Annotated in this window: 23 protein-coding genes; 6 read left to right on the top strand and 17 right to left on the bottom strand. The window is 64.4% G+C overall.

Translation table 11 applies throughout. The features are described from left to right. Positions 1-8 precede the first annotated feature (8 nt). From EJ070_RS10780 to uxaC, 5 genes are read right to left on the bottom strand one after another with little or no spacing between them, the layout of a single operon-like run. A complete protein-coding gene (locus EJ070_RS10780) occupies positions 9-782 on the bottom strand; it encodes a FadR/GntR family transcriptional regulator (RefSeq protein ID WP_126091346.1) in 774 nt (257 codons plus the stop codon). A 45-nt stretch (positions 783-827) separates the two neighbouring features. Then, positions 828-2,108, bottom strand: coding sequence for a TRAP transporter large permease (locus tag EJ070_RS10775; protein WP_126091345.1), 1,281 nt, complete (start codon positions 2,106-2,108; stop codon positions 828-830). Positions 2,109-2,111: 3 nt separating this feature from the next. Next, complete coding sequence (locus EJ070_RS10770) at positions 2,112-2,702, bottom strand: TRAP transporter small permease (protein ID WP_126091344.1); 591 nt, start codon at positions 2,700-2,702, stop codon at positions 2,112-2,114. Continuing rightward, positions 2,699-3,676 (bottom strand): TRAP transporter substrate-binding protein, encoded by a 978-nt coding sequence (locus EJ070_RS10765; protein WP_126091343.1) that lies wholly within the window; start codon positions 3,674-3,676, stop codon positions 2,699-2,701. Before EJ070_RS10765 ends, EJ070_RS10770 begins: the two co-directional genes overlap by 4 nt. Before the next feature lie 32 nt (positions 3,677-3,708). Then, positions 3,709-5,127, bottom strand: coding sequence for a glucuronate isomerase (gene uxaC / locus EJ070_RS10760; protein ID WP_126091342.1), 1,419 nt, complete (start codon positions 5,125-5,127; stop codon positions 3,709-3,711). Between the two features lie 189 nt (positions 5,128-5,316). Between uxaC and EJ070_RS10755 the strand changes: the two genes are divergently transcribed. Beyond that, the gene (locus EJ070_RS10755; RefSeq protein ID WP_126091341.1) at positions 5,317-6,864 is read left to right on the top strand and encodes a mannitol dehydrogenase family protein; all 1,548 of its coding nucleotides are present in this window, start codon (positions 5,317-5,319) and stop codon (positions 6,862-6,864) included. A 130-nt stretch (positions 6,865-6,994) separates the two neighbouring features. Here the strand turns inward: EJ070_RS10755 and EJ070_RS10750 are convergent, their stop codons facing one another. From EJ070_RS10750 to EJ070_RS10715, 8 genes are all read right to left on the bottom strand, one after another. Beyond that, a complete protein-coding gene (locus EJ070_RS10750; RefSeq protein WP_040974468.1) occupies positions 6,995-7,402 on the bottom strand; it encodes a F0F1 ATP synthase subunit epsilon in 408 nt (135 codons plus the stop codon). 99 nt (positions 7,403-7,501) lie between these two features. After that, a complete protein-coding gene (atpD, locus tag EJ070_RS10745; RefSeq protein WP_126091340.1) occupies positions 7,502-9,100 on the bottom strand; it encodes a F0F1 ATP synthase subunit beta in 1,599 nt (532 codons plus the stop codon). 75 nt (positions 9,101-9,175) lie between these two features. Further along, positions 9,176-10,060, bottom strand: coding sequence for a F0F1 ATP synthase subunit gamma (locus tag EJ070_RS10740; protein WP_126091339.1), 885 nt, complete (start codon positions 10,058-10,060; stop codon positions 9,176-9,178). 28 nt (positions 10,061-10,088) lie between these two features. After that, positions 10,089-11,618 (bottom strand): F0F1 ATP synthase subunit alpha, encoded by a 1,530-nt coding sequence (gene atpA / locus EJ070_RS10735; RefSeq protein ID WP_126091338.1) that lies wholly within the window; start codon positions 11,616-11,618, stop codon positions 10,089-10,091. Next, positions 11,618-12,178 (bottom strand): F0F1 ATP synthase subunit delta, encoded by a 561-nt coding sequence (locus EJ070_RS10730; protein WP_126091337.1) that lies wholly within the window; start codon positions 12,176-12,178, stop codon positions 11,618-11,620. Before EJ070_RS10730 ends, atpA begins: the two co-directional genes overlap by 1 nt. A gap of 350 nt (positions 12,179-12,528) precedes the next feature. Then, complete coding sequence (locus EJ070_RS10725; protein WP_126091336.1) at positions 12,529-12,924, bottom strand: DUF4345 family protein; 396 nt, start codon at positions 12,922-12,924, stop codon at positions 12,529-12,531. Positions 12,925-13,019: 95 nt separating this feature from the next. Then, complete coding sequence (locus EJ070_RS10720; protein ID WP_126091335.1) at positions 13,020-13,715, bottom strand: aspartate/glutamate racemase family protein; 696 nt, start codon at positions 13,713-13,715, stop codon at positions 13,020-13,022. Between the two features lie 33 nt (positions 13,716-13,748). Further along, positions 13,749-15,932: a primosomal protein N' gene (locus tag EJ070_RS10715; RefSeq protein ID WP_126091334.1), complete on the bottom strand. Its 2,184-nt coding sequence runs from the start codon at positions 15,930-15,932 to the stop codon at positions 13,749-13,751. Between the two features lie 90 nt (positions 15,933-16,022). Here EJ070_RS10715 and fsa point away from each other — a divergent pair, with 90 nt between their 5' ends. Further along, the gene (gene fsa, locus EJ070_RS10710) at positions 16,023-16,679 is read left to right on the top strand and encodes a fructose-6-phosphate aldolase (RefSeq protein ID WP_126091333.1); all 657 of its coding nucleotides are present in this window, start codon (positions 16,023-16,025) and stop codon (positions 16,677-16,679) included. 314 nt (positions 16,680-16,993) lie between these two features. On the opposite strand, the gene EJ070_RS10705 is transcribed toward fsa, so the two are convergent. The 4 genes from EJ070_RS10705 to leuS all read right to left on the bottom strand — a co-directional run bounded on the left by EJ070_RS10705 (position 16,994) and on the right by leuS (position 21,370). After that, positions 16,994-17,413 carry a carboxymuconolactone decarboxylase family protein gene (locus EJ070_RS10705; protein ID WP_126091332.1) on the bottom strand — a complete coding sequence of 140 codons (420 nt, stop codon included), beginning with the start codon at positions 17,411-17,413 and terminating at the stop codon, positions 16,994-16,996. Further along, entirely contained in the window at positions 17,349-17,777 is a 429-nt protein-coding gene (locus tag EJ070_RS10700; protein ID WP_126091331.1) for a MerR family transcriptional regulator, read from the bottom strand. The genes EJ070_RS10705 and EJ070_RS10700 overlap by 65 nt, the downstream gene beginning before the upstream one ends. Before the next feature lie 400 nt (positions 17,778-18,177). After that, the gene (gene lptE / locus EJ070_RS10695; RefSeq protein ID WP_126091330.1) at positions 18,178-18,756 is read right to left on the bottom strand and encodes an LPS assembly lipoprotein LptE; all 579 of its coding nucleotides are present in this window, start codon (positions 18,754-18,756) and stop codon (positions 18,178-18,180) included. Beyond that, entirely contained in the window at positions 18,743-21,370 is a 2,628-nt protein-coding gene (gene leuS, locus EJ070_RS10690) for a leucine--tRNA ligase (RefSeq protein ID WP_126091329.1), read from the bottom strand. The genes lptE and leuS overlap by 14 nt, the downstream gene beginning before the upstream one ends. A 147-nt stretch (positions 21,371-21,517) precedes the next feature. On the opposite strand from leuS, the gene EJ070_RS10685 reads away from it, so the two are divergent. From EJ070_RS10685 to EJ070_RS10670, 4 genes are all read left to right on the top strand, one after another. Continuing rightward, positions 21,518-22,180: a YggS family pyridoxal phosphate-dependent enzyme gene (locus tag EJ070_RS10685; protein ID WP_126091328.1), complete on the top strand. Its 663-nt coding sequence runs from the start codon at positions 21,518-21,520 to the stop codon at positions 22,178-22,180. A gap of 79 nt (positions 22,181-22,259) precedes the next feature. Then, on the top strand, positions 22,260-22,514 hold the full coding sequence (locus tag EJ070_RS10680; protein ID WP_126091327.1) for a type II toxin-antitoxin system Phd/YefM family antitoxin: 255 nt from the start codon (positions 22,260-22,262) through the stop codon (positions 22,512-22,514). Further along, positions 22,514-22,915, top strand: a complete 402-nt coding sequence (locus EJ070_RS10675; protein ID WP_126091326.1) for a type II toxin-antitoxin system VapC family toxin — start codon at positions 22,514-22,516, stop codon at positions 22,913-22,915. The genes EJ070_RS10680 and EJ070_RS10675 overlap by 1 nt, the downstream gene beginning before the upstream one ends. Before the next feature lie 149 nt (positions 22,916-23,064). Continuing rightward, positions 23,065-24,114, top strand: coding sequence for an aldo/keto reductase (locus tag EJ070_RS10670; RefSeq protein ID WP_126091325.1), 1,050 nt, complete (start codon positions 23,065-23,067; stop codon positions 24,112-24,114). The last annotated feature ends 57 nt before the right edge of the window (positions 24,115-24,171 follow it).

The following is a 24,171-nucleotide window of genomic DNA, read 5'->3' as shown; positions in this document are numbered from 1 at the left end:
TCGAATGATCATCCGGTCGACGCGGCCGCCACCGACTTTGCGTAATAGGCCTGCCGCGCCTGCAGACGCTCGCGGTAGCGCTGCTGGCTGGCGGCGAGATGCGTCCGCATCGCCTCGCGCGCGGCATTGGCGTCGCCCGCCGAAATCGCGTTGAGGATCACCAGATGCTCGCGCTGCAGGCCGCGCTGGTACTCGTCGGACTGGACGAGCTCCGTCGACCAGGGCGAGGTGACGTCGCAGGGAATGGCGCGGCGGCCGAGCACGTCGAGCATCTCGACATAGAACGGATTGTTGGTGGCGCTGGCGATCGCGCGGTGGAAGGCGAGGTCGGCCGGGCCGGTCGGCTGGCCGTCGAGCAGCAGCCGCTCGAACTCGAAGAAGGCCTCCTGGATCGCCGCTTCCTGCGCCGCGTTGCGGCGGATGGCGGCAAGTCCGGCCGATTCGATCTCGATCGCCAGCCGCACCTCGAGCACGTTGAGCGCGATGGAATCCTTGGCCCCCATGTCGGCGGCTAAAACGCCGAGGGTGGTGGAGATGTGCTCGGTGACGAAGACGCCGGCGCCCTGGCGCGGCTCGACAAGGCCGTCGGCGGCAAGCTTGGCCAAGGCCTCGCGGATAACGGTGCGGCTGACGCCGAAGGTCTCAGTGAGCTGCCCCTCGGTCGGCAGCTTGTGCCCGGGCGGGATCTCGCCCGCCAAAAGCTGCTTACGGATCGCCGCGACCACCGTTTCCGACAGCTTCGGCTTCCGTTCGACCCTGAGGTCGGTTGTGCTATCGGCCACCTCGATCACTCCTAATGGAAAAGGCCCCTTAGTGGAAAAGACCCCTTAGTGGAAAAGATTGGGCAGCCACAATGATATTGCCGGCACATAGGTGACAAGCATCAACACTGCGAAGGCCGCGCCATAGAAGGGCCAGATCGACCGCATGGCCGTCCAGATCGGAATGCGGCCTATGGCGCAACTGACGAAGAGCACGGCCCCGACTGGCGGCGTGCAGAGGCCGATGCCGAGATTAAGGATGAGGATGACGCCGAAATGTACCGGGTCGACGCCGTAAGCCATGACCACCGGCAGGAAGATCGGCGTGGTGATGATGATCAGCGGCGACATGTCCATGAACGTGCCGAGGATCAAAAGCACGACGTTGATCAACAGCAGGATGACCAGCTTGTCGCTGGAGATCTCCTGCAGGAAGGCGACCAGCGCCGCCGGCACGCGCAGATAGGCGAGCAGCCAGCCGAAGGCCGCGGCGCAGCCTATGATCATCAGGACCATGGCCGTCGTGCGCACCGCCGCGGTGGTCGCCGAGACGAAATCGTTCCAGCTCATCGAGCGGTAGATGATGAGTGTGACCAGGAAGGCATAGACGATGGCGATGCAGGAGCTTTCCGTTGCTGTGAAAATGCCGGAGCGGACGCCGCCGAAGATGATGCCGATCAGGATGAGGCCCGGAATGGCGCCGAAGAGCAACTGGAGCGCCCGGCCGAAACCGGCGAAAGGCTCGGTCGGATAGCCGCGCCGGCTGGCGACCAGATAGGCCGTGATCATCAGCGCGAGCGCCAGAAGCAGGCCCGGGATGACGCCGGCGGTGAACAGGTCGGCGATCGAGATGCGGCCGCCGGCCGAGATGGAGTAGATGATCATGTTGTGCGACGGCGGGATCAAAAGGGCAATGATGGCCCCGACAGAGGTGATGTTGACGGCGTAGTCGATGCCGTAGCCGCGCGCCTTCATCTGCGGGATCATCAGCCCGCCGACCGCGGACGCGTCGGCCACGGCCGAACCAGAGATGCCGCCGAACATGGTCGATGCGGCGATGTTGACTTGGCCCAAGCCGCCGCGCAGATGGCCGACAACAGATCCGGCCAGCGCCACCAGGCGGGCGGCGATGCCGCCGCGTACCATCAGGTCGCCGGCGAAGATGAAGAACGGAATGGCCATCAGCGAGAAGACGCTGACACCCGAGTTCAGCCGTTGGAACACTACCACCGGAGGGAGGCCGAGCGCGATGATGCCTGCGAAGCTCGCCACGCCGAGGCAGAAGGCGATCGGCGTGCCGATGATCAGCAGGAAGACGAAGGTGCCGAAAAGCACGGTCAAGGCCATGGCTCACATCTCCTCGCCGGTGGCGTGGATGTCGGTATCGACAGGCAGGCCGGCAAAGCGCCCGGCAAGCCGTTCGAGCGAGAACAGGCAGACCAGCGCGCCGCCTAGGATGACCGGCAGGAAGCCGACGCCTCCGGGCAGGGCGAGCGACGGCATGATCGTGCCCCAGGTCAGCCTGGCAAGTTGGATGCCGTAGATGATCATGCCGCCGCCGAACGCCAGCACGACGATGTCGGAAATGGTGCGAAGCACCGCCTTTGCCGGCGCCGGCAGAAAATAGAGCAGCACGTCGAAGCCGAGATGTGTGCGTTCGCGCACGCCGACCGCAGCCCCGAGAAAGATGAACCAGCCCATCAGCAGCACCGAGGAGGCCTCGGTCCAGCTCGGCGAGCGGTTGAGCACATAGCGCGAGAAGACCTGCCAGGCGATGATGATCGTCATCAAGGTCAGCCCGGCGCCGCTGACCCACAGCGCCAGCGTCGCCAGGCCCGACAGCAGGCGCTCGGCGCGCAGCCAGAATGCGTTCGTTTCCGGCTTCGCCACTGGCGGCGCGGAGGTGTTCGCGCCGCTCGGTCTATTGTCGGTTCTGGTCATTTCGCAGCCTGGATGCGGGCGGCGAGATCCTTGAGCGCGGGCGTCGAGAGATATTTGTCGTAGACGGGTTTCATGGCGTCGATCAGCGGCTGCTTGTCGATCTCGGCGACCTTGACGCCGGCCTTCTCGACGATATCGCGCGACTTCTTCTCCTGCGCGTCCCAGAGCTCGCGCATCTTGACGACGCTGTCCTTGGCCGCCTGCCTGACGATCGCCTGGTCTTCCGGCGAGAGCTTGTCCCAGCTCGCCTTCGACATCACCAGCACTTCCGGCACGATCTGGTGCTGATCCAGCGTGTAATGCTTGGCGACCTCGTAGTGCTTGGCGGATTCGAAGCTCGGCCAGTTGTTCTCGGCCCCGTCGATGACACCCGTCTGCAGCGCCGAATAGACCTCGCCATAGGCCATCGGCGTGGCGTTGGCGCCGAGCGCGTTGACCATGTCGACGAACACGTCCGACTGGATGACGCGGAACTTCATGCCCTTCAGGTCGGCAATCGAGCTGATGTCCTTCTTGGTGTTGTAGAAGGAGCGCGCGCCGGAATCGTAGAAGGCGAGGCCAACGAGATCATGCGCCTCGAACGCTTTCAGGATCTGGTCGCCGATCGGCCCGTCCATGACATGGCGCATATGCTCGACCGAGCGGAACATGTAAGGCAGCGACGGCACCGCGGTTTCCGGAACGATTCCGTTGAACGGCCCCATCGACACGCGGTCGAGGTCGATCACACCCGATTGCGTCTGCTCGATCGTGTCCTTCTCCTCGCCGAGCTGCGCCGAGTGGTAAACCTCGATCGAATAGCGGTCATTCGTCCGCTGCTTGATCAGCTCGCCCATATATTTGACCGCCTCGACGGTCGGGTAGCCGTCGGGATGCGTGTCCGACGACCGCAGCACGGTCTCGGCATTGGCGATGCCGATCAGCAGCGAGCCGAAGGCCAATGTGGCCGCCGTCAATTTCGAAAAATGCAACATGACTTCCTCCCTTTGAAACCCTGACGTACCGCTCAGAGCCGGTACGCTCTCTTGGCAAGCGTGTAGGCAAGCTCCCGCGCCAGCTCATGCGCTTCCTCCTCGCGCAACCGGTATTCGGCGACCAGCCGCGCCAGGAATGCGCAGTCGACGCGGCGGGCGATATCGTGACGCGCCGGGATCGACGGAAAGGCGCGCGTGTCGTCGTTGAAGCCGACGGTGTTGTAGAAGCCGGCCGTCTCGGTGGTCATTTCGCGGAAGCGGCGCATGCCTTCCGGGCTGTCGTGGAACCACCATGCCGGTCCGAGCCTGAGCGCCGGATAGACGCCGGCGAGCGGCGCCAGCTCGCGCGCGTAGCTCGTCTCGTCGAGCGTGAACAGGATGATTGTCAGGTCGCGCTCCAGCCCGACGCAGTCGAGCAGCGGCTTCAGCGCCGTCACATAGTCGGTCCTGGTCGGGATATCGAAACCCTTGTCGCGGCCGAATTTCTGAAAAATAGCCGGCGAATGATTGCGCCATGATCCCGGATGGATCTGCAGCACCAGGCCGTCGTCACGGCTCATCTTGGCCATCTCGGTCAGCATCTGGGCGCGGAACAGCCGCCGTTCGCGCTCGTCGTCCGAGCCGCGGCGGATGCGGTTGAACAATTCTTCCGCAGAGTGATCGGAAAGATTGGCGGTCTCAGCGGTCGGGTGACCGTGATCGGAAGAGGTGGCGCCGAATTCCTTGAAATAGGCGCGGCGCTCTCGATGCGCTTCGAGATAACCGGCCCAGGTACCGGTGTCGCAGCCGGTGATCTCGCCCAGCCGGTCGAGATTGCCTGAGAATCCTTCGAAGTCGGGATCGACCACCGCGTCGGGCCGGTAGGCGGTGACGACGCGACCTTGCCAGCCGCTGTCGCGGATCATCCGATGCCATTTGAGGTCGTCGAGCGCGCCTTCGGTCGTGGCGATCACCTCGATTTTGAAGCGCTCGAACAGCGCCCGAGGGCGATAGTCGTCTTGGCTGAGCAGCGCGGCGATCGTGTCGTAATGGCGGTCGGCGGTGCTCGCATTGAGCGGCTCTTCGATACCGAACAGATGCTCGAGCACATGGTCGAGCCAGAGCCGGGTCGGCGTGCCGCGGAACAGATAATAGTGCTCGGCAAAGCGCCGCCAGATCGCTCTGCCGTCGGTCTCGACCGGGGCCCCATTGAGCATCGGGAAGTCGAGCGTCTGCACGCCGAGATCTTCAAGGCGCACGCCCTGACTGAACAGCATGCGGAAAATGTAGTGATCCGGCACGATCAGCAGTTGCGCCGGATCGGGGAACGGCTCGTTGAGCGCATACCAACGCGGATCGGTGTGGCCATGCGGACTGATGATCGGCAGGTCTTTGACCCCGGCATAAAGGGTGCGAGCCAACGTTCGCGTTTCCGGCGCGAAAAGCAGATCCGGATCGGTCAGTGCAGCCACTTTCTCCTCCCAGGCTGGCCTATTGGTAGATCGGTCGGAGATAATGTCAACATACAAAAATCATTAAGTTGTATGATGACTTTTGCATGAAGTACGGCCATTGTGCGGGGCAGCGACGGGTGCTACGTCGCAGCCGTCCATTGCTGCCAGGCGAGCGGCTCGACGCGCCGGATCGGAGACTTCAAGCCAATGAACAGCCGTCTTTCGAACGCCACGATCGCGAACCTGCCGGGTGCCATTGTCATACCGCGCTACGATCGCGGTGCAGTGACGCCGGGCATTGTCCATCTCGGTGTCGGCGCCTTCCATCGTGCCCATCAGGCGGCCTATGTCGACGCCTGCCTGGCGGATGGCGAGACGGGCTGGGGCATCATCGGCGTCTCGCTGCGCAGCCCCGACACGCGCGATGCGCTGTCGCCGCAGGACGGGCTCTACACGCTGGCGGTAAGAGACAGCGCCGGCGAGCGGCTTGAGGTGATCGGCTCGATCCTGTCGCTGCTGGTGGCGCCGGAAGACCCCGGCGCGGTGCTCGCCGCGCTGACCGATCCACGCATCCGCATCGTCACGCTGACCATCACCGAAAAGGCCTATCTGAGGGCGGCCGACGGCAGCCTCGACGAGAACCATCCCGACATCGTGCACGATCTGGCAAACCCTGGATCGCCGAGAACCACGCACGGCTTCCTGGCCGAGGCGCTCGCCCGCCGCCGCGCCGCCGGCATACCGCCCTTCACCGTGCTCTGCTGCGACAACCTTCCCGCCAACGGCGCCACGCTCCACCGCCTGCTGATCGAGTTCGCAAAGCTGCGCGATTCACGGCTCGCCCGCCAGGGCGATGCCGAGGCCGCCCGCCAGGGCGATGCCGCCCGTGGCAGCGCAGGCGATCGGCCGTTAGCCGGCTATGTCGCTGACGATGTGGCTTTCCCGTCGAGCATGGTCGACCGCATCGTGCCGGCGACCACGGATGCCGACCGGACGCGTATTGCGCAAGAGCTCGGCCTCGAGGACGCCTGGCCGGTGATGACCGAACCGTTCCGCCAATGGGTGGTCGAGGATCGTTTCCCCGCTGGACGACCGGCCTGGGAAAAATTCGGCGTCACCATGGTCGAGGACGTCGGTCCCTTCGAGGACATGAAGCTGAGGCTGCTCAACGGCGCCCATTCGGGCATCGCCTATCTCGGCCTGCTCACCGGCCATGCCACCGTCGATCGCGCATTCGCCGATCCGGCGATCCGGCAATTCGTCGATGCGCTGTGGGCAGAAGCGATCCCGACGCTGCCGGAGGGCGCCGGGCTCGATACGGCCGCCTATACGGCCGAGCTCGCCGAGCGCTTTTCCAACACGGCGCTCGCCCATCGCACGGCGCAGATCGCCAATGACGGCAGCCAGAAACTGCCGCAGCGCATCATTGCATCGGCCCTGGAGTGCCTGGAAGCCGGCACCGAGCTGGTTCATCTGACGCTGGTGGTAGCCGCTTGGATCGCCGCCTGCGCGGCGCGGGGAAAGACCTTGCCGGAGGGCCATTTCACCGATCCGCTCGATGCGGCATTGACGGCACTTCTGGACCAACAATTGCCGGCGAACGAAACAGTCACGGCAGTGTTCGACCTTGCCGGTTTCGCCAAGGATCACGCCGAACGCCGCACGTTGATCGAACTCGTGGCCGTGCATCTCGTCCACTTGCGGCGAGAGGGTCCGGTGCTGGCATTCGCCGCGCTCGGCATAGACAGCCGTTGATTCGCCTGCGGGTGACCGGGTCCAGATATCTTCGCTGGACATCGACCGCTTGCTGACAAGCAGGCGGACTGTCCATCAAACAAAAAAGCGGGGCAAGCCCCGCTCCTTCGATCCATTGTCATGAGCTGCGTCAGGCCGGCAACAGCGCGCCTTCCAGCGTCGTGAGCTGGCTGAGGAACTGCTCGGCCTTGGCGCGAGCCTCGTCGTCCTTGGCGTCGGCGGCGTCTTCCCGGGCCTCCTGGATGCGGCGGGCAATGTCGGCACGGTCGATGTCGTTCACATGCGTCGCCGACTCGGCGAGTAGCGTGCAGCCGGAAGGCAGGATGTCGGCGAAGCCGCCGAACACGACATAGCGCTCTTCGGCGCCGGCCGCGGTCTTCACCGTGACGACGCCGGGCTTGATCATGGTCATGACCGGAGCGTGCTGCGCAAGCACGGTCATTTCGCCGTCGACACCCGGGATGACGACGAACTCGACCTGCTCGGAAACGAGAAGCCGCTCCGGCGAGACCAGTTCGAACTTGAAAGCTTCAGCCATGCCAATCTAGCGAGTAGTGAATAGCGAGTAGCGAGTAGTGAAGAAACTCGGCCGGCCCACTGATCCCTATTCGCTACTCCCTATTCGCTATTCGCTTTTTTACGCTGCTTCAGCCGCCAGGCGCTGCGCCTTCTCGACCGCTTCCTCGATGCCGCCGACCATGTAGAAGGCGGCTTCCGGCAGGTGGTCGTAGTCGCCGGCGCAGAGGCCCTTGAAGCCCTTGATGGTGTCGGCGAGGTCGACCAGCTTGCCCGGCGAGCCGGTGAACACTTCGGCGACGAAGAACGGCTGCGACAGGAAGCGCTCGATCTTGCGGGCGCGGGCAACCGTCTGCTTGTCCTCTTCCGACAGCTCGTCCATGCCCAGGATCGCGATGATGTCCTGCAGCGACTTGTAGCGCTGCAGGATCGACTGCACCTGGCGGGCGACCTGGTAGTGCTCCTCGCCGACGACCATCGGGTCGAGCATGCGCGAGGTGGAGTCCAGCGGATCGACGGCCGGATAGATGCCCTTTTCCGAGATGGCGCGGTTGAGCACGGTGGTGGCGTCAAGGTGGGCGAAGGACGTCGCCGGCGCCGGGTCGGTCAGGTCGTCAGCCGGAACGTAGATCGCCTGCACCGAGGTGATCGAGCCCTTGGTCGTCGTCGTGATGCGCTCCTGCAGCGCGCCCATGTCGGTGGCCAGCGTCGGCTGGTAACCCACCGCCGACGGGATGCGGCCGAGCAGCGCCGACACTTCCGAGCCCGCCTGAGTGAAGCGGAAGATGTTGTCGACGAAGAACAGCACGTCCTGGCCCTGGTCGCGGAAATATTCGGCGACGGTGAGGCCGGTCAGGCCGACACGGGCGCGCGCGCCCGGCGGCTCGTTCATCTGGCCGTAGACCAGTGCCGCCTTCGAGCCCTGGCCGCCGCCCTTCTTGTTGACGCCCGATTCGATGAACTCGTGATAGAGGTCGTTGCCTTCGCGGGTGCGCTCGCCGACACCGGCGAACACCGAGAAGCCGCCGTGGGCCTTGGCCACGTTGTTGATCAGTTCCTGGATCAGCACGGTCTTGCCGACGCCGGCGCCGCCGAACAGGCCGATCTTGCCGCCGCGGGCGTAAGGCGCCAGCAGGTCGAGAACCTTGATGCCGGTGACCAGGATCTGCGCTTCGGTCGACTGGTCGACATAGGCCGGAGCCGGCTGGTGGATGGCGCGCAGCTCGACGGCGTCGACCGGTCCGGCTTCGTCGACCGGCTCGCCGATGACGTTGATGATGCGGCCGAGCATGCCCGGGCCGACCGGCACCGAGATCGGCCCGCCGGTGTCGAAGACGTCCTGGCCGCGGACCAGGCCTTCGCTGGAGTCCATGGCGATGCAGCGCACGGTGTTCTCGCCGAGATGCTGGGCGACCTCGAGCACCAGGCGGTTGCCGACATTGTTGGTTTCCAGCGCGTTCAGAATGGCCGGCAGATGATCCTCGAACTGCACGTCGACGACGGCGCCGATGACCTGGCGGACCTTGCCGGCGGCGCCGACCCTCTTCGCCGCGACGCTCGCCGCCTTGGCAGTCGTTGCCGCCTTGGCGGGGGCTGCTGCCTTGGCCGGAGCGGCCGCCTTCTTCGCCGGAGCGGCCTTCGCGGCGGCGGCCGGAGCCTTTGCCGCTTCCTTGGGGGCCGGTGCCGCCTTGGCGGTCTTCGGGGTAGCTGCTTTCGCCATCGTCTTTGCCCTTTTCGTCTATCCGTTGCTCACGCCGTCCGCTGTGAGGTCGAGGACCTCGGCGGCGGGGCGTGCCTAGAGCGCCTCGGCGCCCGAAATGATTTCGATCAATTCCTTGGTGATCTGCGCCTGCCGTTGGCGGTTGTAGGTGATCGACAGCCTGTTGATCATGTCGCCGGCATTGCGCGTCGCATTGTCCATCGCGCTCATCTTGGCGCCCATCTCGCCGGCCGCGTTCTCGAGCAGCGCCCGGAAGATCTGCACGGCGATGTTGCGCGGGATGAGGTCGGAAAGGATTTCGCCCGGCTCCGGCTCGTATTCGTAGACGGCGGTGGCGCCGTTGCCCGTTTCGGCGGCGGCGGAAGCCTGGGCCGCCGGGATGATCTGCTGCGCCGTCGGGATCTGGCTGATCACCGACTTGAACTGCGAATAGAACAGCGTGCAGACGTCGAAGCCATTCTGGTTGAACAGGTTGATCACCTTGCGCGCGATCGCGTCGGCGTTGACGAAGCCGAGCGTCTTGACCTCGCGCAGATCGACGCGCTCGAGGATCAGCGAGCTGTACTCACGGCGCAGGATGTCAAAACCCTTCTTGCCGACGCAGATGATCTTGACCTGCTTGCCATCGGCGAGAAGCCGGCGGATGTGGTCGCGGGCAAGACGCGCGATCTGCGAGTTGAAGCCGCCGCACAGGCCGCGCTCGGCGGTGCAGACGATGAGCAGATGCACATCGTCCCTGCCGGTGCCGGTCATCAGCGCAGGGGCATCGCCGCCGCCGCCGATCGCCTGGGTGATGTTGGCCAGCACCGCGCCCATCCGCTCGGAATAGGGCCTGGCCGCTTCCGCTGCGTCCTGCGCGCGACGCAGCTTCGCCGCGGCGACCATCTGCATCGCCTTGGTGATCTTCTGCGTCGCCTTGACCGAGGCGATACGGTTACGAAGGTCTTTTAACGAAGCCATGCTTCAACCCGATCCCGTCCGGCTTCGTTCAAGCAAAGGTCTTGGCGAAGGCGTCGATTTCCGCCTTCAGCTTGGCGCGCAGGTCGTCCGACAGCGCCTTCTCCTCGCGGATGCCGTCGAGCACGTCCTTGCCGGCCGAGCGCATGTGGCTGAGCAGGCCATGCTCGAACTTGCCGACCTGGTTGAGCGCCAGCTTGTCGAGATAGCCGTTGACGCCGGCGAAGATCACCGCGACTTGCTCCTCGACCTTGAGCGGCGAGAACTGCGGCTGCTTGAGCAACTCCGTCAGGCGTGAGCCGCGGTTGAGCAGGCGCTGCGTAGCGGCGTCGAGATCCGAGCCAAACTGCGCGAAGGCCGCCATTTCGCGGTACTGCGCGAGCTCGCCCTTGATCGAGCCGGCGACCTGCTTCATCGCCTTGATCTGCGCCGAGGAGCCGACGCGCGACACCGACAGGCCGACGTTCACCGCCGGGCGGATGCCCTGGAAGAACAGGTTGGTCTCGAGGAAGATCTGGCCGTCGGTGATCGAGATCACGTTGGTCGGAATGTAGGCCGACACGTCGTTGGCCTGCGTTTCGATGATGGGCAGCGCGGTCAGCGAGCCGTTGCCGTTGTCGTCATTGAGCTTGGCGGCGCGCTCCAGGAGACGCGAGTGCAGATAGAACACGTCGCCTGGATAGGCTTCGCGGCCCGGCGGGCGGCGCAGCAGAAGCGACATCTGGCGATAGGCGACGGCCTGCTTCGACAGGTCGTCATAGCTGATGAGGGCATGCATGCCGTTGTCGCGGAAATATTCGCCCATCGTGCAACCGGCGAATGGCGCCAGGAACTGCATCGGCGCCGGGTCGGACGCGGTGGCGGCGATGATGATGGAGTAGTCGAGCGCGCCGCGCTCTTCCAGCACCTTGACGAACTGCGCGACGGTCGAGCGCTTCTGGCCGACGGCGACGTAGACGCAGTAGAGCTTCTCCTTCTCCGGACCGTTGTCGTGCACCGACTTTTGGTTCAGCATCGTGTCGAGGATGATGGCAGTCTTGCCGGTCTGGCGGTCGCCGATGACCAGTTCGCGCTGGCCGCGGCCGACCGGGATCAGCGCGTCGATGGCCTTGAGGCCGGTCGACATCGGCTCGTGCACCGACTTGCGCGGAATGATGCCGGGCGCCTTGACGTCGACGCGCTTGCGTTCGGTCGCCTTGATCGGACCCTTGCCGTCGATCGGATTGCCGAGCGCGTCGACGACGCGGCCGAGCAGGCCGGGGCCGACCGGAACGTCGACGATGGCGCCGGTGCGCTTGACGGTGTCGCCTTCCTTGATGTCGCGGTCGTTGCCGAAGATGACGACGCCGACATTGTCGGCTTCGAGGTTCAGCGCCATGCCGCGGATGCCGCCGGGGAATTCGACCATCTCACCGGCCTGGACGTTGTCGAGGCCGTAGACGCGGGCGATGCCGTCACCGACGGACAGAACCTGGCCGACTTCGGAGACCTCGGCCTCCTTGCCGAAATTCTTGATCTGGTCTTTCAGAATTGCGGAAATTTCCGCGGCGCGGATGTCCATCAGCCGACCTCTTTCAGTGCAAGCTTGAGCGAATTGAGTTTGGTTTTGAGCGACGTATCGATCTGGCGCGAGCCCATCTTGACGATCAGGCCGCCGAGCAGCGACGGGTCGACGGTCATGGCGATGGCCACGTCCTTGCCGGCGATGCTCTTCAGCGTCGCCTTGAGCTCGGTCTGCTGCGCATCCGTCAGCGCATGCGCCGAGGTGACCTCGGCCGACGCCTCGCCGCGATGATCGGCGGCGATCTGGCGGAACGCCTTGATCATGCCGGGCACGGCGAACAGGCGGCGGTTCTTGGCGACGACGCGCAGGAAATTGCCGACCAGGCCGGTGATCTTGGCCTTGCCGACGATCGCGCCGATCGCCTTGGCCTGATCCTCGCTGGAGAACACCGGGCTGTTGATCAGCCGGGTAAGATCGGCGCTGCCGTTGAGCATCGCCTCGAAGTCGTTGAGGTCGGCCTCGACCTTGGCGACCGAATTTTCCTGCAGCGCGAGCTCGAACAGCGAGCTTGCATAGCGTTCTGCGACAGCTGAGATTGGCGATGACGATTGGGCCACGGACCGTCTTTTCTCTTGTCTGACAGGCCGCAGATTGTTGGCGCGAGCAAAAACTCTGGCTAAATCTTTGACCTTACTGCATTTTTCCAAGCACGGAGGCGCGGCTTCCGCTATCCCCGGCCGAAAGTCGATTGCCGTCTAGCACAGGCCTTTTAAGACCGCAATGCATCGTCCGGCATGGTTTTCAGGCACTTTTGTCGCATCAGGCGGCGAAGGCCAAGCTCAAGCGCCGGATTAATGCATGTCGCCCAAAAGTGTGCAGCGGTTTTGGGAAAACGACATGCATCAAAACAAGGACCCAAAGCGCGTCGCTTGAATCCGCTTCGGCGCGACGCGCTTTAGTCACGAATTCACGGCACGAAGCCGAAGGCGAAGGCCAGCGGCAGGGCCGCCAGCGCCAATTCAACCACGATGGAAGCCCAGTTGAAAGGGGTGTTGGCGCCGTCCGACATCATCGACAAGAGCCGGCCGAAGGCCGTGAACAGCCAGGAGAAGCCGAGCGCCATGTAAAGCAGCGGCTGCGCCAACAGGATGCAGCACAGGCTGACGCCGAGATAGAAGCCCGACATGCGGCCGCGCCCTTCGGCGATCGCCGCCGCTTTCTCGGGCTTCGCCTGCAGGCGCAGGATGCGGAAGGCGAGATTCGGCGCCAGGAACAGCAACAGGCCGATGAGCAAGGTGACAACGGCGCTCGACCATGCCAGCCACTCGCCCTGGCTCGCGGGCCACGGAAACGCGAATTCCATCTTTCCCCCTCGTAAATTCTTGTTTGAAATTGCCGGCATTCTAGCGGAGGAAAAATCGCACGCCAGATGGCGGCCGGTACTTTAGAAAGAACGTATCAAGACAGCGCGAATTCGACCGCCGCCTCGGCATGAATGCGCGTGGTGTCGAACACCGGAATGTCGAAATCGCCCTGGCCGATCAGCATCGTGATCTCGGTGCAGCCCATGATGAGGCCGTCGATCTTTTCATCGCGCCGCAGGCGGCCGACTTCTTCGACATAGGCCGCTTTCGAACCGCTGCTGACGACGCCCTGGCAGAGCTCGTCGTAGATCACCCGATGCACCATGTCGCGGCCGGTCCGGTCCGGCACCACGGGCTGCAGGCCGTATTTGTCGGCGAGCCGCCCCTTGTAGAAATCCTGCTCCATGGTGAAGCGTGTTGCGAGCAGCGCCGGGCGCTTGACGCCCGCTTCGACGACGGCGTGCGCCGTGGCATCGGCGATGTGGATCAACGGGATCGACACCGCTGCCTGCACCTGGTCGGCGAGCTTGTGCATGGTGTTGGTGCAGATCACCAGGCCATGCGCGCCGGCTGCCTCCAGCCCGCGCGCGGCCTCCACGAGAAGAGTGCCCGCGCCTTGCCAGTCGCCCGCATGCTGGCGTTCGGCGATCTCGGCAAAATCGAACGACCACAGCAAAAGCTTCGCCGAATGCAGCCCGCCCAGCCGCTCGCGCACGATCTCGTTGAGCAGGCGATAATAGATCGCCGTCGAATCCCAGCTCATGCCGCCGATGAGGCCAAGGGTCTTCATGTGTGAGCGCTCCGGTGGGACAGTCTCTTGAGCTTATAGAAAGCTCTGCGGGTCGATGTCGACCTGCACCCTGACCGAGCCCCTCAGTTTCGGCCCATCCGCCAGCATGGCGCGAATAAAACCCTGCATGTCGGCGCGCCGCTCGCCCTGCACCAAGAGGCGGAAGCGGTGGCGGCCGCCGATCAGCGACAGTGGCGCCTCGGCAGGCCCGAGCACGAAGATATCGGACGCATTGGGCGCGGCGCGCCGCAAGCCCCGTGCATGGGTTTCGGCCTCGCCTCGCGTCGCGGCACTGACGATGATGCCGGCGAGCCGGCCGAAAGGCGGCAGCGCCGCCCGCTCGCGCTCGGCGATCTCGCGCTCGTAAAAAGCCTCCGAATCGCCAGAGACGATCGCCCGCATCACCGGATGGTCCGGCTGGTAGGTCTGTAAGAGGCCGAGGCTCTTCTTGCCGGTGCGGCCGGCGCGGCCCGTCACCTGGCTGAGCAGCTGGAAAGTGCGCTCGGCGGCGCGCGGGTCGCCATTGGCAAGGCCGAGATCGGCATCGACCACGCCGACCAGCGTCATACCGGGAAAATTGTGGCCCTTGGCGACGAGCTGCGTGCCGATGACGATGTCGGCCTCGCCATTGGCGACGGCCTCCAGTTCGAGCCGCAGCCGGCGCACGCCGCCGAGCAGATCGGACGAGAGCACGATGGTGCGCGCCTCCGGGAAATGCGCCACCACCTCCTCGGCGATGCGCTCGACGCCCGGCCCGCAGGCCACGAGATGGTCGAGCGTGCCGCATTCCGGGCAGGCTTCCGGCCGCCGCTCGTTGTGCCCGCAATGATGGCAGACAAGCTGGCCGCGAAAGCGGTGCTCGACCAGCCAGGCCGAGCACACCGGGCAGCCGAAGCGATGGCCGCAGACGCGGCAGAGCGTCAGCGGCGCATAGCCGCGCCGGTTGAGGAAGAGCAGGGACTGCTCTTCTTTCTCCAGCGTGCGCTGCATCTGCTCCAGCAGGAGAGGCGACAGGAAGCCGCCGCGCGCCGGCGGCGCGCGGCGCATGTCGATCGACTTCAGGTCGGGAAGCGCGGCCTCGGCGAAGCGCGACGACAGCACGGCCCTGTCGTATCGACCCTGGCTGGCATTGACCCGGCTTTCCACCGACGGTGTCGCCGAGGCGAGCACGACCGGGAAGGCCCCGATATGGCCGCGCACCACCGCCATGTCGCGCGCATTGTAGAAGACGCGGTCCTCCTGCTTGTAGGCGGGGTCGTGCTCCTCGTCGACGACGATCAGGCCGAGGTTCTTGAACGGCAGGAACAGCGCCGAGCGCGCCCCGGCGACGACGCGCACGCCGCCTTCGGCCACCTGCCGCCAGACGCGTTCGCGCATCCTGGGCGGCAGGTCCGAGTGCCACTCCGCCGGCTTGGCGCCGAACCGGTCCTGGAAACGTTCCAGAAAGGCATGGGTGAGCGCGATCTCCGGCAGCAGGATCAGCACCTGCTGGCCTTTGTCGAGCGCCGCCGCCACCGCCTCGAAATAGACTTCCGTTTTGCCCGATCCGGTGACGCCGTCGAGCAGGGTGACGTTGAAGGCGTCGGCCGCGATGGCGGCTCGCAGCTTCTCGGCCGCCGCCTTCTGGTCCGGCATCAATTCCGGCGCGGCATGGCCCGGATCGGGCGCCGCCACCACCGGCCTTGGCGGGATCATCACCGTCTCGAACACGCCTTGAGCCCTCAAGCCATCGATGACGGTCGAGGAGACGCCCGCCGCATGGGCGAGACCGGAGCGCGTCCAGGCAAGCCCGCCCTCGGCCGTCTCCAGCACGCGCCGCCGGGCATCGGTCAATCGATCGGGTTCCGCGAGGGTACGCTGCAGCCCCTCGATCCAGGGCTCCGGATCGAACGCTTCCGGTGCCCTGAGCAGCATGCGCGCCACCATGCCGGGAGCCGACAGCGTATAGTGCGCGATCCAGTCGACGAAGCGGCGCATCGCCCGGTCGATCGGCGGGCAATCGAAGACTTCCTCGATCGGCCGCAGCTTCTTCGGATCGACCGTTTCGACGGCGCCGTCCCAGACGATGCCAGCGACCTGGCGCGGCCCCAGCGGCACGCGCACGATCGAGCCCGGCACCACGCGCATGCCGGGCGGCACGGCATAGGTGTAGGGCCGTTCGGCAGGCATCGGCACCAGCACGGGTGCGGCCGCGACAAAGGGCGAATCTTCCGTCATCAGGCGTGACCTTGCCCTGACTTTGGTCTAGATCAAAGGGTGACCCCCCAAGGTGCATGCCATGCACATGAAAATCCTCAGGAGACCGCTATGAAGTTTTTTGTCGACACCGCCGACATCAAGGAGATCAAGGAACTGAACGATCTGGGGCTGCTCGACGGCGTCACCACCAACCCGTCTCTCATCCTGAAATCGGGCGGCAAGATCGCCGAGGTCACGAAGCAGATCTGCGACATCGTCGAAGGCCCGGTCTCGGCCGAGGTGGTGGCCACCGAGTTCAAGGACATGATGGGCGAGGCCGAGGTGCTGGCCAAGATCGCGCCGAATGTCTGCATCAAGGTGCCGCTGACGCTGGACGGGCTGAAGGCCTGCAAGACGATCCGCACCGAGATGAACCGCATGGTCAATGTCACGCTGTGCTTCTCGGCCAATCAGGCGCTGCTTGCCGCCAAGGCCGGCGCCTCCTTCATCTCGCCCTTCGTCGGCCGCATCGACGACACCGGCTGGGACGGCATGGACCTGATCGCCGACATCAAGCAGATCTACGATAATTACGATTTCTCGACCGAGATCCTGACCGCTTCGGCCCGCACCGTGAATCACGTCAAGCAGGCCGCACTGATCGGGGCGCATGTCATCACCGCTCCGCCGGCGACACTCAAGGCGCTGGTCAAGCACCCGCTGACCGACAAGGGCCTGGAGATGTTCCTCGCCGACTGGGCAAAGACCGGCCAGAAGATCGGCTGAGGCTGGAGATCAGACAAAAAAGAGGCCGGGCAACCGGCCTTTTTTGTAGATACAAGCGGTAGGCGAAGGTGTGTTGCGATTCAGGGGTTTCTTGAGCTGGTTCGCGAGACCCTTCGGGAGCTGTTCCCGGCTTAATGCATGACAAAGACTTAAAGCGCGTCGCCCGAATCCGCTTCAGCGCGACGCGCTTCAGGTGTTAGAGCGGTTTCCGGGAGCGGGTGAATAGCCTTTGGCCGCGTGACGCACGAAACCCGGATCCGAAGGCTCCTAAGCCACCTGCGCCATCTCGTGGTCCCTCGCCGTGAACCGGGCTCCTACACGCTCGCCTCCGCCTTCTGGACGGGAAATCGGGCGAATACTTCCTTGGCTGCGAACAGGCCGTTGAGAGCCGCAGGAAAGCCCGCATAGACCGCCATCTGCATGATGATCTCGATGATTTCGTCCTTGGTCAGCCCGACATTCAGGCCCGCCTCAATGTGAACCTTCAATTGCGGAGTCGCTGTCCCCATCGCGGTCAGCGCCGCGACAGTGGCGATTTCCCGAGCGCGCAGATCGAGGCCGGGGCGGCTGTAAATGTCGCCAAACGAGAACTCGAACACGTAGTTTGCGAAGTCGGGGGCAATGTCCGCCAGAGCGGCAATGACATTGTGGCCGGCTTCGCCGTCGATTTCAGCGAGCGCCCGCTTGCCGCGTTCCAGCCGGCTTTCGCCGGCGTTCGGGGATTGTTGCGTCATATTCTTTCATCCTCTGTTCATTGCCTGCATATCCGGCAATCTTGGTGTCGAGGACGAGAAGGCAGGCTTGCAATTCGGCCACATGTGCTCGGACACGCTCGCGGTGCTGTTCAAGCAACGCGCCGCGCTCCGCTTCCGTGCCGACGCCACGTTCCCGCAAGGCCTCGTAGCGCAGCATTTCCCGGATAGGCATCCCGGTCGCTTTGAGACGGTCGAGAAATTCTATCCAGCTGAGGATTGATGCGTCGTAGTCACGCTGGCCCGATTGGTCCCTGTCGGCATAGGGAAGCAGCCCGATCCGCTCATAGTAACGGATGGTGTGGGTCGATAATCCCGAACGCTTCGCCAGTTCACCAATCTTCATGAACGCCCTTCTTTCGTCACGACGCACGGGAAGCTACAGGTTAGAGTGCGCTCTAAGTCAAGGGGGCGCGCAACTCCGGCTCCTACACGGTAGTGTTCCATGACATGAGCGCCAAAGGTTCGTGGCTTCCGTTTGCGAGATGATGCCTGAACGTCGGAGAGCAACCACCAAGACCATGACTGGATCGGTTGGAGCTTCTGCATCCGACAATCTGGTCAGGCCGAGCCGGAGTCGAAGACGGGCGCGAAGCGACCAAACTGGACGGTTTCCGAGAAGCGGCCTACGCCGGCCGTAGCCTTGATTTAACTGCCACGCCACTCATGAGCGCTTCGGTCGGCGAAGGCCGGAAGCGCGAGAAGCCGGCATTTGCAGGCCGGCCTCACTTGAATATCAATACGCCTCAGGCCTTCTTGCCGTGCTTGGCCAGGTCCTGGGCGATCGCCAGCCTGAGCAGATCGGCGAGTTCGCGGGCGGCGCGGTTCTCGGCGTCGATCTGCGCCCGGTAGGCGGCGAACTCCTGGCGCGGCCGGTCGAAGGACGACGGGATCGAGCGCTTGCCGACGGCTACCACCGCGCCGGTCGCATCTCGCAGCACATAATTGGCGGTGAGCGTCACCGTGCCCGCCGTCGGCTCGTCCTCTTCGGTCTGCACCTGGACGATGGCGGCCGATTCGACCAGCTCGCTGACGCCGAGGTCGAGCGTGTAGGCCGGCGAGGCCGGCTCACCGGAGCCCTGGCCGAACGCGAAGATCAGATTGTTGCGCACCTGCTGGCCGTAGCGCGTGCCGACCGGCTTGATCGAGATCGATGCCAGTTCGGCGGCGGCGCCGACCTGCGAGCCGACGGTGAGCGGCGCGCTGGAGTAGAGCGGCCGTACCGTGCAGGCCGAGACCAGCGCCAGCGAGGCGACCAGGCCCCAGACCGTAACGCGGCCGAAGTGGCGTCCCGCTTCTGACTTTTCCGGATCAGGCAACAACATTGACGATCCTCTGCGGGACGATGATCACCTTGCGCGGGGCCTTGCCATCGAGCGCTTTTTGCACGAAGTCGAGTGCCAGCACCGCTTTTTCGACGGCACCTTGATCCGCGTCGCGGGCAATTGTCAAATCCCCGCGTTTCTTGCCGTTGACCTGCACCGGCAGCACGATCTCGTTGTCGACGACGAGAGCCGGATCGAAGACCGGCCACGGCCGTTCGGCGACGAGTTCGGTGCCGCCCAGCGTCTCCCAGCATTCCTCGGCCAGATGCGGCATCACCGGCGCGATCACATGCACCAGGATCTCGACGGCCTCGCGGCAAGCGCCTTTCAGCGCCGCGTCCGCCTTGCCTTCGGCGACATCGTTGAGCGGCGTGGTCAGCGCGTTGGCAAGCTCGTAGATGCGCGCGATCGCCCGGTTGAAACCGAGCTTCTCGATATCCTCGCCGATGGCCTTCAGGATCTTGTGCGCCGCCTTCGAGACGGCACCCGCCTCGCTTTCCTTGGCCGCCGCGGGCTTCACGCCGGAGAGCTGCTCCGCCGCGATCTGCACCAGGCGCCAGACGCGCTGCACGAAGCGATGCGCGCCGGCGGCACCTTCGTCCGTCCACTCGACGTCGCGCTCGGGCGGCGAATCCGACAGCATGAACCAGCGTGCGGTGTCGGCGCCGTAGCCGTCGGTGATCTCTTCCGGGCTCACCGTGTTCTTCTTCGACTTCGACATCTTCTCGAGCGCGCCGATCGTCGCCTCTTCGCCGGTCGCGATCTCGATGGCGCGGCGCTTGCCGTCCGCATCCTCGATCCTGACTTCGCCCGGCGACAGCCAGCGCCCATTGGTCGACGGGCCGCCGACGCGGTAGGTCTCGTGCACCACCATGCCTTGCGTGAACAGGCCCTTGAACGGCTCGGCGAGATTGAGATGGCCGGTCTCGCGCATGGCGCGGGTGAAGAAGCGCGAATAGAGCAGATGCAGGATCGCGTGCTCGATGCCGCCGATATACTGGTCGACCGCCAGCCATTCGTCGGCAGCCTTCGGCTCTGTCGGCTCGTTCGCCCAGGGCGCGGTGAAGCGCGCGAAATACCACGACGAGTCGACGAAGGTATCCATCGTGTCGGTCTCGCGCCGCGCGTCGCGGCCGCATTGCGGGCACTTCACATGCCGCCATGTCGGGTGTCGGTCGAGCGGGTTGCCCGGACGGTCGAACTCGATGTCGTCGGGCAGCCTGACCGGCAGGTCGGCCTTCGGCACCGGCACCACCCCGCAGGCTTCGCAGTGGATCATCGGGATCGGGCAGCCCCAGTAGCGCTGGCGCGAGATGCCCCAGTCGCGCAGGCGGAAGTTTACCTTGCGCTCCGCCATCGGCCGGCCGCCGATCATCTTCTGTTCGAGCAGCTTCGCCACTTCGTCGAACGCCCTCTCGGGCTTCATGCCGTCGAGGAAGCGCGAATTGATCATCACGCCATCGCCGTCATAGGCCTCCTCGATGATCTGGAAGGTCTTGGCGTCCGCATCCCCCGGCATCACCACCGGGATCACCGGCAGGCCGTATTTGTTGGCGAAGTCGAGGTCTCGCTGGTCGCCCGACGGGCAGCCGAAGATGGCGCCGGTGCCGTATTCCATCAGCACGAAATTGGCGACATAGACGGGCAGCGTCCAACTGTCGTCGAACGGATGGACGACGCGGATGCCGGTGTCGAAGCCTTTCTTCTCGGCCGTCTCAAGTGCGGCCACCGAGGTGCCCATATGGCGGACCTCGTCGATGAACTTGGCCAGCTCGACATTGCTCTCCGCGGCCTTCCTGGCCAGCGGATGATCGGCCGCGACCGCCATGAAGGAGGCGCCGAAGATGGTGTCCGGCCTGGTCGTGTAGACTTCCAGCTCATGCTCGCCGCCGACCGGCTTGGCCAGCGGCCAGCGGATCAGCAGCCCTTCCGAGCGGCCGATCCAGTTGTGCTGCATCAGCTTGACCTTTTCCGGCCATTCGTCGAGGCAGTTGAGCGCGTCCAACAGGTCCTGCGCGTAGTCGGTGATCTTGAAGAACCACTGTGTCAGCTCGCGCTGCTCGACCAGCGCGCCCGAGCGCCAGCCGCGGCCGTCGATGACCTGTTCGTTGGCGAGCACCGTCATGTCCTCCGGGTCCCAATTGACCTTGGAGGATTTGCGCGTCACCAGGCCCTTCTCGACGAAGTCGAGGAACAGCATCTGCTGGCGATGGTAGTAGTCGACGTCGCAAGTGGCGAACTCGCGCGCCCAGTCGAGCGACAGGCCCATGACCTTGAGCTGCTCGCGCATGACGGCGATGTTCTCATAGGTCCAGTCCTTGGGGTGGACCTTGTTCTGCATAGCCGCGTTCTCGGCCGGCATGCCGAAGGCGTCCCAGCCCATCGGATGCAGCACGTTGAAGCCCTTGGCGCGCTTGTAGCGCGCCACGACATCGCCCATCGTGTAGTTGCGGGTGTGGCCGATATGGATCTTGCCCGACGGATAGGGGAACATCTCAAGCACGTAGTATTTCGGCTTCGGGTCGTCGTTCCTGGCCTCGAACAGCTTCTTTTCGGCCCAGGCCTTCTGCCATTTGGGCTCTGACGTGCGCGGATTGTAACGTTCGGTTGCCATCGGATGTTTTTCACTTAAAAGCGGATACGCGGCGCCGGACAAGGCCGGCAGCCGAGACAATGTCGTCGCGGTGTTCACCATGGATTGCCGGACCCGTCAACTGTGGCGATCCGGCGTCGGCGCTAAAACTATAGGCAGGATATGGGCATGACGAGTGCCGTCGAACAGCTTCTTGCGGTCAAGGCGAGGATTGCGGGCGCCGAAGGCGAAGCAAAGCGCGAGCCTGGCGCCGTCACGCTGGTCGCTGTGTCCAAGACCTTTTCGGCCGACGAGATCCGGCCCGTTCTGGAAGCCGGCCAGCGCGTTTTCGGCGAGAACCGCGTGCAGGAAGCTCAAGGCAAATGGCCGGCGCTCAGGCTTGCATTCCCCGACATCGAGCTCCACCTCATCGGCCCGCTGCAGTCCAACAAGGCCAAGGAGGCGGTAGCGCTTTTCGACGTCGTCGAGACGGTCGACCGCGACAAGATCGCCGCCGAGCTTGCCAAGGAGATCGCCAGGCAAGGCCGTTCGCCAAAACTCTATGTCCAGGTCAACACTGGGTCCGAGCCACAGAAGGCCGGCATCGAGCCGCGTGAGGCGGTTCGCTTCGTCAAGCGTTGCCGCGAGGCGCACGGCCTCGCCATCGAAGGCCTGATGTGCATTCCGCCTGCCGACGAGAACCCCGGTCCGCATTTCGCGCTGCTGGAGAAGCTCGCCAAGGAAGCCGGCGTCGCAAAACTCTCGATGGGCATGTCCGCCGACTACGAGACGGCGATCGCTTTCGGCGCGACCAGCGTCAGGGTCGGCTCGGCGATCTTCGGCAGCCGGTAGCCTGTCAGTACTCGTTCGTCTCGATTGACAATTGGGGGCGGCCGCTTTATATCTAGCCAAGCTAGCTAGGAGCGTTAGCATGAACTGGCATCTTCAGGACGCGAAGAACAATTTTTCGAAAGTGGTCCAACGCGCAAGAACCGAGGGCCCGCAAACGGTGACACTTCGTGGGGAACGGGCTGCGGTCGTGCTGTCCGTGGAGGACTACGATCGCTTGGCTGGGATGAAGAAATCTCTTGCCGAATATCTTCTGACCGGCCCCGGCTGGGACGATGCGTTTGACAAGGAAATCACCCGTCGCCCGGATAACATGATCCGGGACGTCGACCTCTGATGTACCTGCTCGACACAAACATTGTTTCGGATGTGCAAAGGCGCCTGCCGAAGCCGACCGCCTGGGTGGCTTCGATCGATCCGGCGTCGATCAGCCTTAGCGTCATTACCCTCGGCGAAATCGAGCGAGGAATCGTCAAGCAACGCAATGTAGACCTCGAAAGAGCGGCCCGGCTCGATATTTGGTTGAGAGAGTTACGAAGAGACAATCGGGACCGCATTCTTCCAATCACCGAAGAGATTGCGTTGGCGTGGGGCCGCATCACGGCAGCCCGTACGCGAGGCAGCGCAGACACGCTCATAGCAGCGACAGCTCTCGTCCACGACCTCATCGTGGTTACGCGCAATGTCGCTGCCTTCGAAGACATCGGCGTCACCGCGCTTAATCCCTGGGAAGCCTGACCTCTGCGCCCCTGCCGGATCGCTGCTCAACGGTTCCCTTGAGCCAGTTGGCCGCCGCGTTTGCGCCAGCACTTGAAACGAAACGGGCCGTTCCTATTTCCCTCCTGTCATTCAGACGCGTCACCCAATCCTTCTCGGGAAATATCACCATGCGCTACAACCAACTCGGCAATACCGGCATGTTCGTCTCCGAACTCTGCCTCGGCACCATGACCTTCGGCGCCGCCGGCGAGAATGCCCAATGGGGTCTCATCGCCAGCCTCGACCAGAAAGGCGTCAACGAGATCGTCGGCCGCTCCATCGCCGCCGGCGTCAACTTCTTCGACACCGCCGACGTCTATTCCTTCGGCGCGTCGGAACACCTGCTCGGCCAGTCGCTCAAGGATCTGGGCGTAAAGCGCTCGGACGTGATCATCGCCACCAAGGTGCACGGCGTCATGGGCGAGGGTCCTAACCAGCGCGGTTCCTCGCGCGGCCATATAATGGATTCGATCGACGGCAGCCTGGAGCGGCTGCAGACCGACCACATCGATCTCTACCTGTTGCACGGCACCGACACGGTGACGCCGATCGACGAGACGCTGCGGGCGCTCGACGACCTCGTCTCCAGCGGCAAGGTCCGCTATGTCGGCGTCTCCAACTGGCAGGCCTGGCGCATCGCCAAGGCGCTGGGCATCGCCGAGCGCAAGGGCTATGCGCGCTTCGAGACGGTGCAGTCCTACTACTCGATCGCCGGCCGCGATCTCGAGCGCGAAATCGTGCCTTTGATCAACGAGGAGAAGCTCGGCCTGATGGTCTGGTCGCCGATGGCCGGCGGGCTGCTGTCGGGCAAATACGGCCCGGGTGCGCCGGGCAATGGCGAAGGCCGCCGCGCCAACTTCAACTTCCCGCCGGTCAACGAGGACCGCGCCTGGGCGGCGGTCGCCGTCATGCGCGAGATCGCCAGGAAGCATGGTGTCAGCGTCGCCACGGTGGCGCTTGGCTATGTGCTGGCGAAGCCCTTCGTGATGAGCGTCCTCATCGGAGCCAGCCGCATGGACCAGCTCGAGCAGAACCTCGCCGCCACCGGATTGAAGCTCGACGCCGACGATCTTGCCAAGCTCGATGAGATGAGCGCGCTGCCTGCCGAATATCCCGGCTGGATGCTGGAACGGCAGGGCGCCGGCCGGCGCCCGGCGCCTTTCGTGCCGAAGGCCTGATCACTCGATCCGAGCCGATGCTTCGAAAGCCGCGCGTCCTTCGGGGCGTGCGGCTTT

It is taken from the genome of Mesorhizobium sp. M1E.F.Ca.ET.045.02.1.1 (assembly GCF_003952485.1).
In the GTDB taxonomy this organism is placed as follows: domain Bacteria; phylum Pseudomonadota; class Alphaproteobacteria; order Rhizobiales; family Rhizobiaceae; genus Mesorhizobium.
The sequence above is the reverse complement of the archived record's forward strand: the minus strand, read 5'-3'. Positions and strand labels throughout refer to the sequence as shown.

Excerpts from the sequence above, each read along its gene's own strand:
- EJ070_RS10775 (WP_126091345.1), bottom strand. The coding sequence starts at position 2,108 with ATGGCCTTGACCGTGCTTTTCGGCACCTTCGTCTTCCTGCTGATCATC.
- EJ070_RS10770 (WP_126091344.1), bottom strand. The coding sequence starts at position 2,702 with ATGACCAGAACCGACAATAGACCGAGCGGCGCGAACACCTCCGCGCCG.
- EJ070_RS10765 (WP_126091343.1), bottom strand. The coding sequence starts at position 3,676 with ATGTTGCATTTTTCGAAATTGACGGCGGCCACATTGGCCTTCGGCTCG.
- EJ070_RS10755 (WP_126091341.1), top strand. The coding sequence starts at position 5,317 with ATGAACAGCCGTCTTTCGAACGCCACGATCGCGAACCTGCCGGGTGCC.
- EJ070_RS10750 (WP_040974468.1), bottom strand. The coding sequence starts at position 7,402 with ATGGCTGAAGCTTTCAAGTTCGAACTGGTCTCGCCGGAGCGGCTTCTC.
- atpD (WP_126091340.1), bottom strand. The coding sequence starts at position 9,100 with ATGGCGAAAGCAGCTACCCCGAAGACCGCCAAGGCGGCACCGGCCCCC.
- EJ070_RS10740 (WP_126091339.1), bottom strand. The coding sequence starts at position 10,060 with ATGGCTTCGTTAAAAGACCTTCGTAACCGTATCGCCTCGGTCAAGGCG.
- atpA (WP_126091338.1), bottom strand. The coding sequence starts at position 11,618 with ATGGACATCCGCGCCGCGGAAATTTCCGCAATTCTGAAAGACCAGATC.
- EJ070_RS10725 (WP_126091336.1), bottom strand. The coding sequence starts at position 12,924 with ATGGAATTCGCGTTTCCGTGGCCCGCGAGCCAGGGCGAGTGGCTGGCA.
- EJ070_RS10720 (WP_126091335.1), bottom strand. The coding sequence starts at position 13,715 with ATGAAGACCCTTGGCCTCATCGGCGGCATGAGCTGGGATTCGACGGCG.
- EJ070_RS10715 (WP_126091334.1), bottom strand. The coding sequence starts at position 15,932 with ATGACGGAAGATTCGCCCTTTGTCGCGGCCGCACCCGTGCTGGTGCCG.
- fsa (WP_126091333.1), top strand. The coding sequence starts at position 16,023 with ATGAAGTTTTTTGTCGACACCGCCGACATCAAGGAGATCAAGGAACTG.
- EJ070_RS10705 (WP_126091332.1), bottom strand. The coding sequence starts at position 17,413 with ATGACGCAACAATCCCCGAACGCCGGCGAAAGCCGGCTGGAACGCGGC.
- EJ070_RS10700 (WP_126091331.1), bottom strand. The coding sequence starts at position 17,777 with ATGAAGATTGGTGAACTGGCGAAGCGTTCGGGATTATCGACCCACACC.
- lptE (WP_126091330.1), bottom strand. The coding sequence starts at position 18,756 with ATGTTGTTGCCTGATCCGGAAAAGTCAGAAGCGGGACGCCACTTCGGC.
- leuS (WP_126091329.1), bottom strand. The coding sequence starts at position 21,370 with ATGGCAACCGAACGTTACAATCCGCGCACGTCAGAGCCCAAATGGCAG.
- EJ070_RS10685 (WP_126091328.1), top strand. The coding sequence starts at position 21,518 with ATGACGAGTGCCGTCGAACAGCTTCTTGCGGTCAAGGCGAGGATTGCG.
- EJ070_RS10680 (WP_126091327.1), top strand. The coding sequence starts at position 22,260 with ATGAACTGGCATCTTCAGGACGCGAAGAACAATTTTTCGAAAGTGGTC.
- EJ070_RS10675 (WP_126091326.1), top strand. The coding sequence starts at position 22,514 with ATGTACCTGCTCGACACAAACATTGTTTCGGATGTGCAAAGGCGCCTG.
- EJ070_RS10670 (WP_126091325.1), top strand. The coding sequence starts at position 23,065 with ATGCGCTACAACCAACTCGGCAATACCGGCATGTTCGTCTCCGAACTC.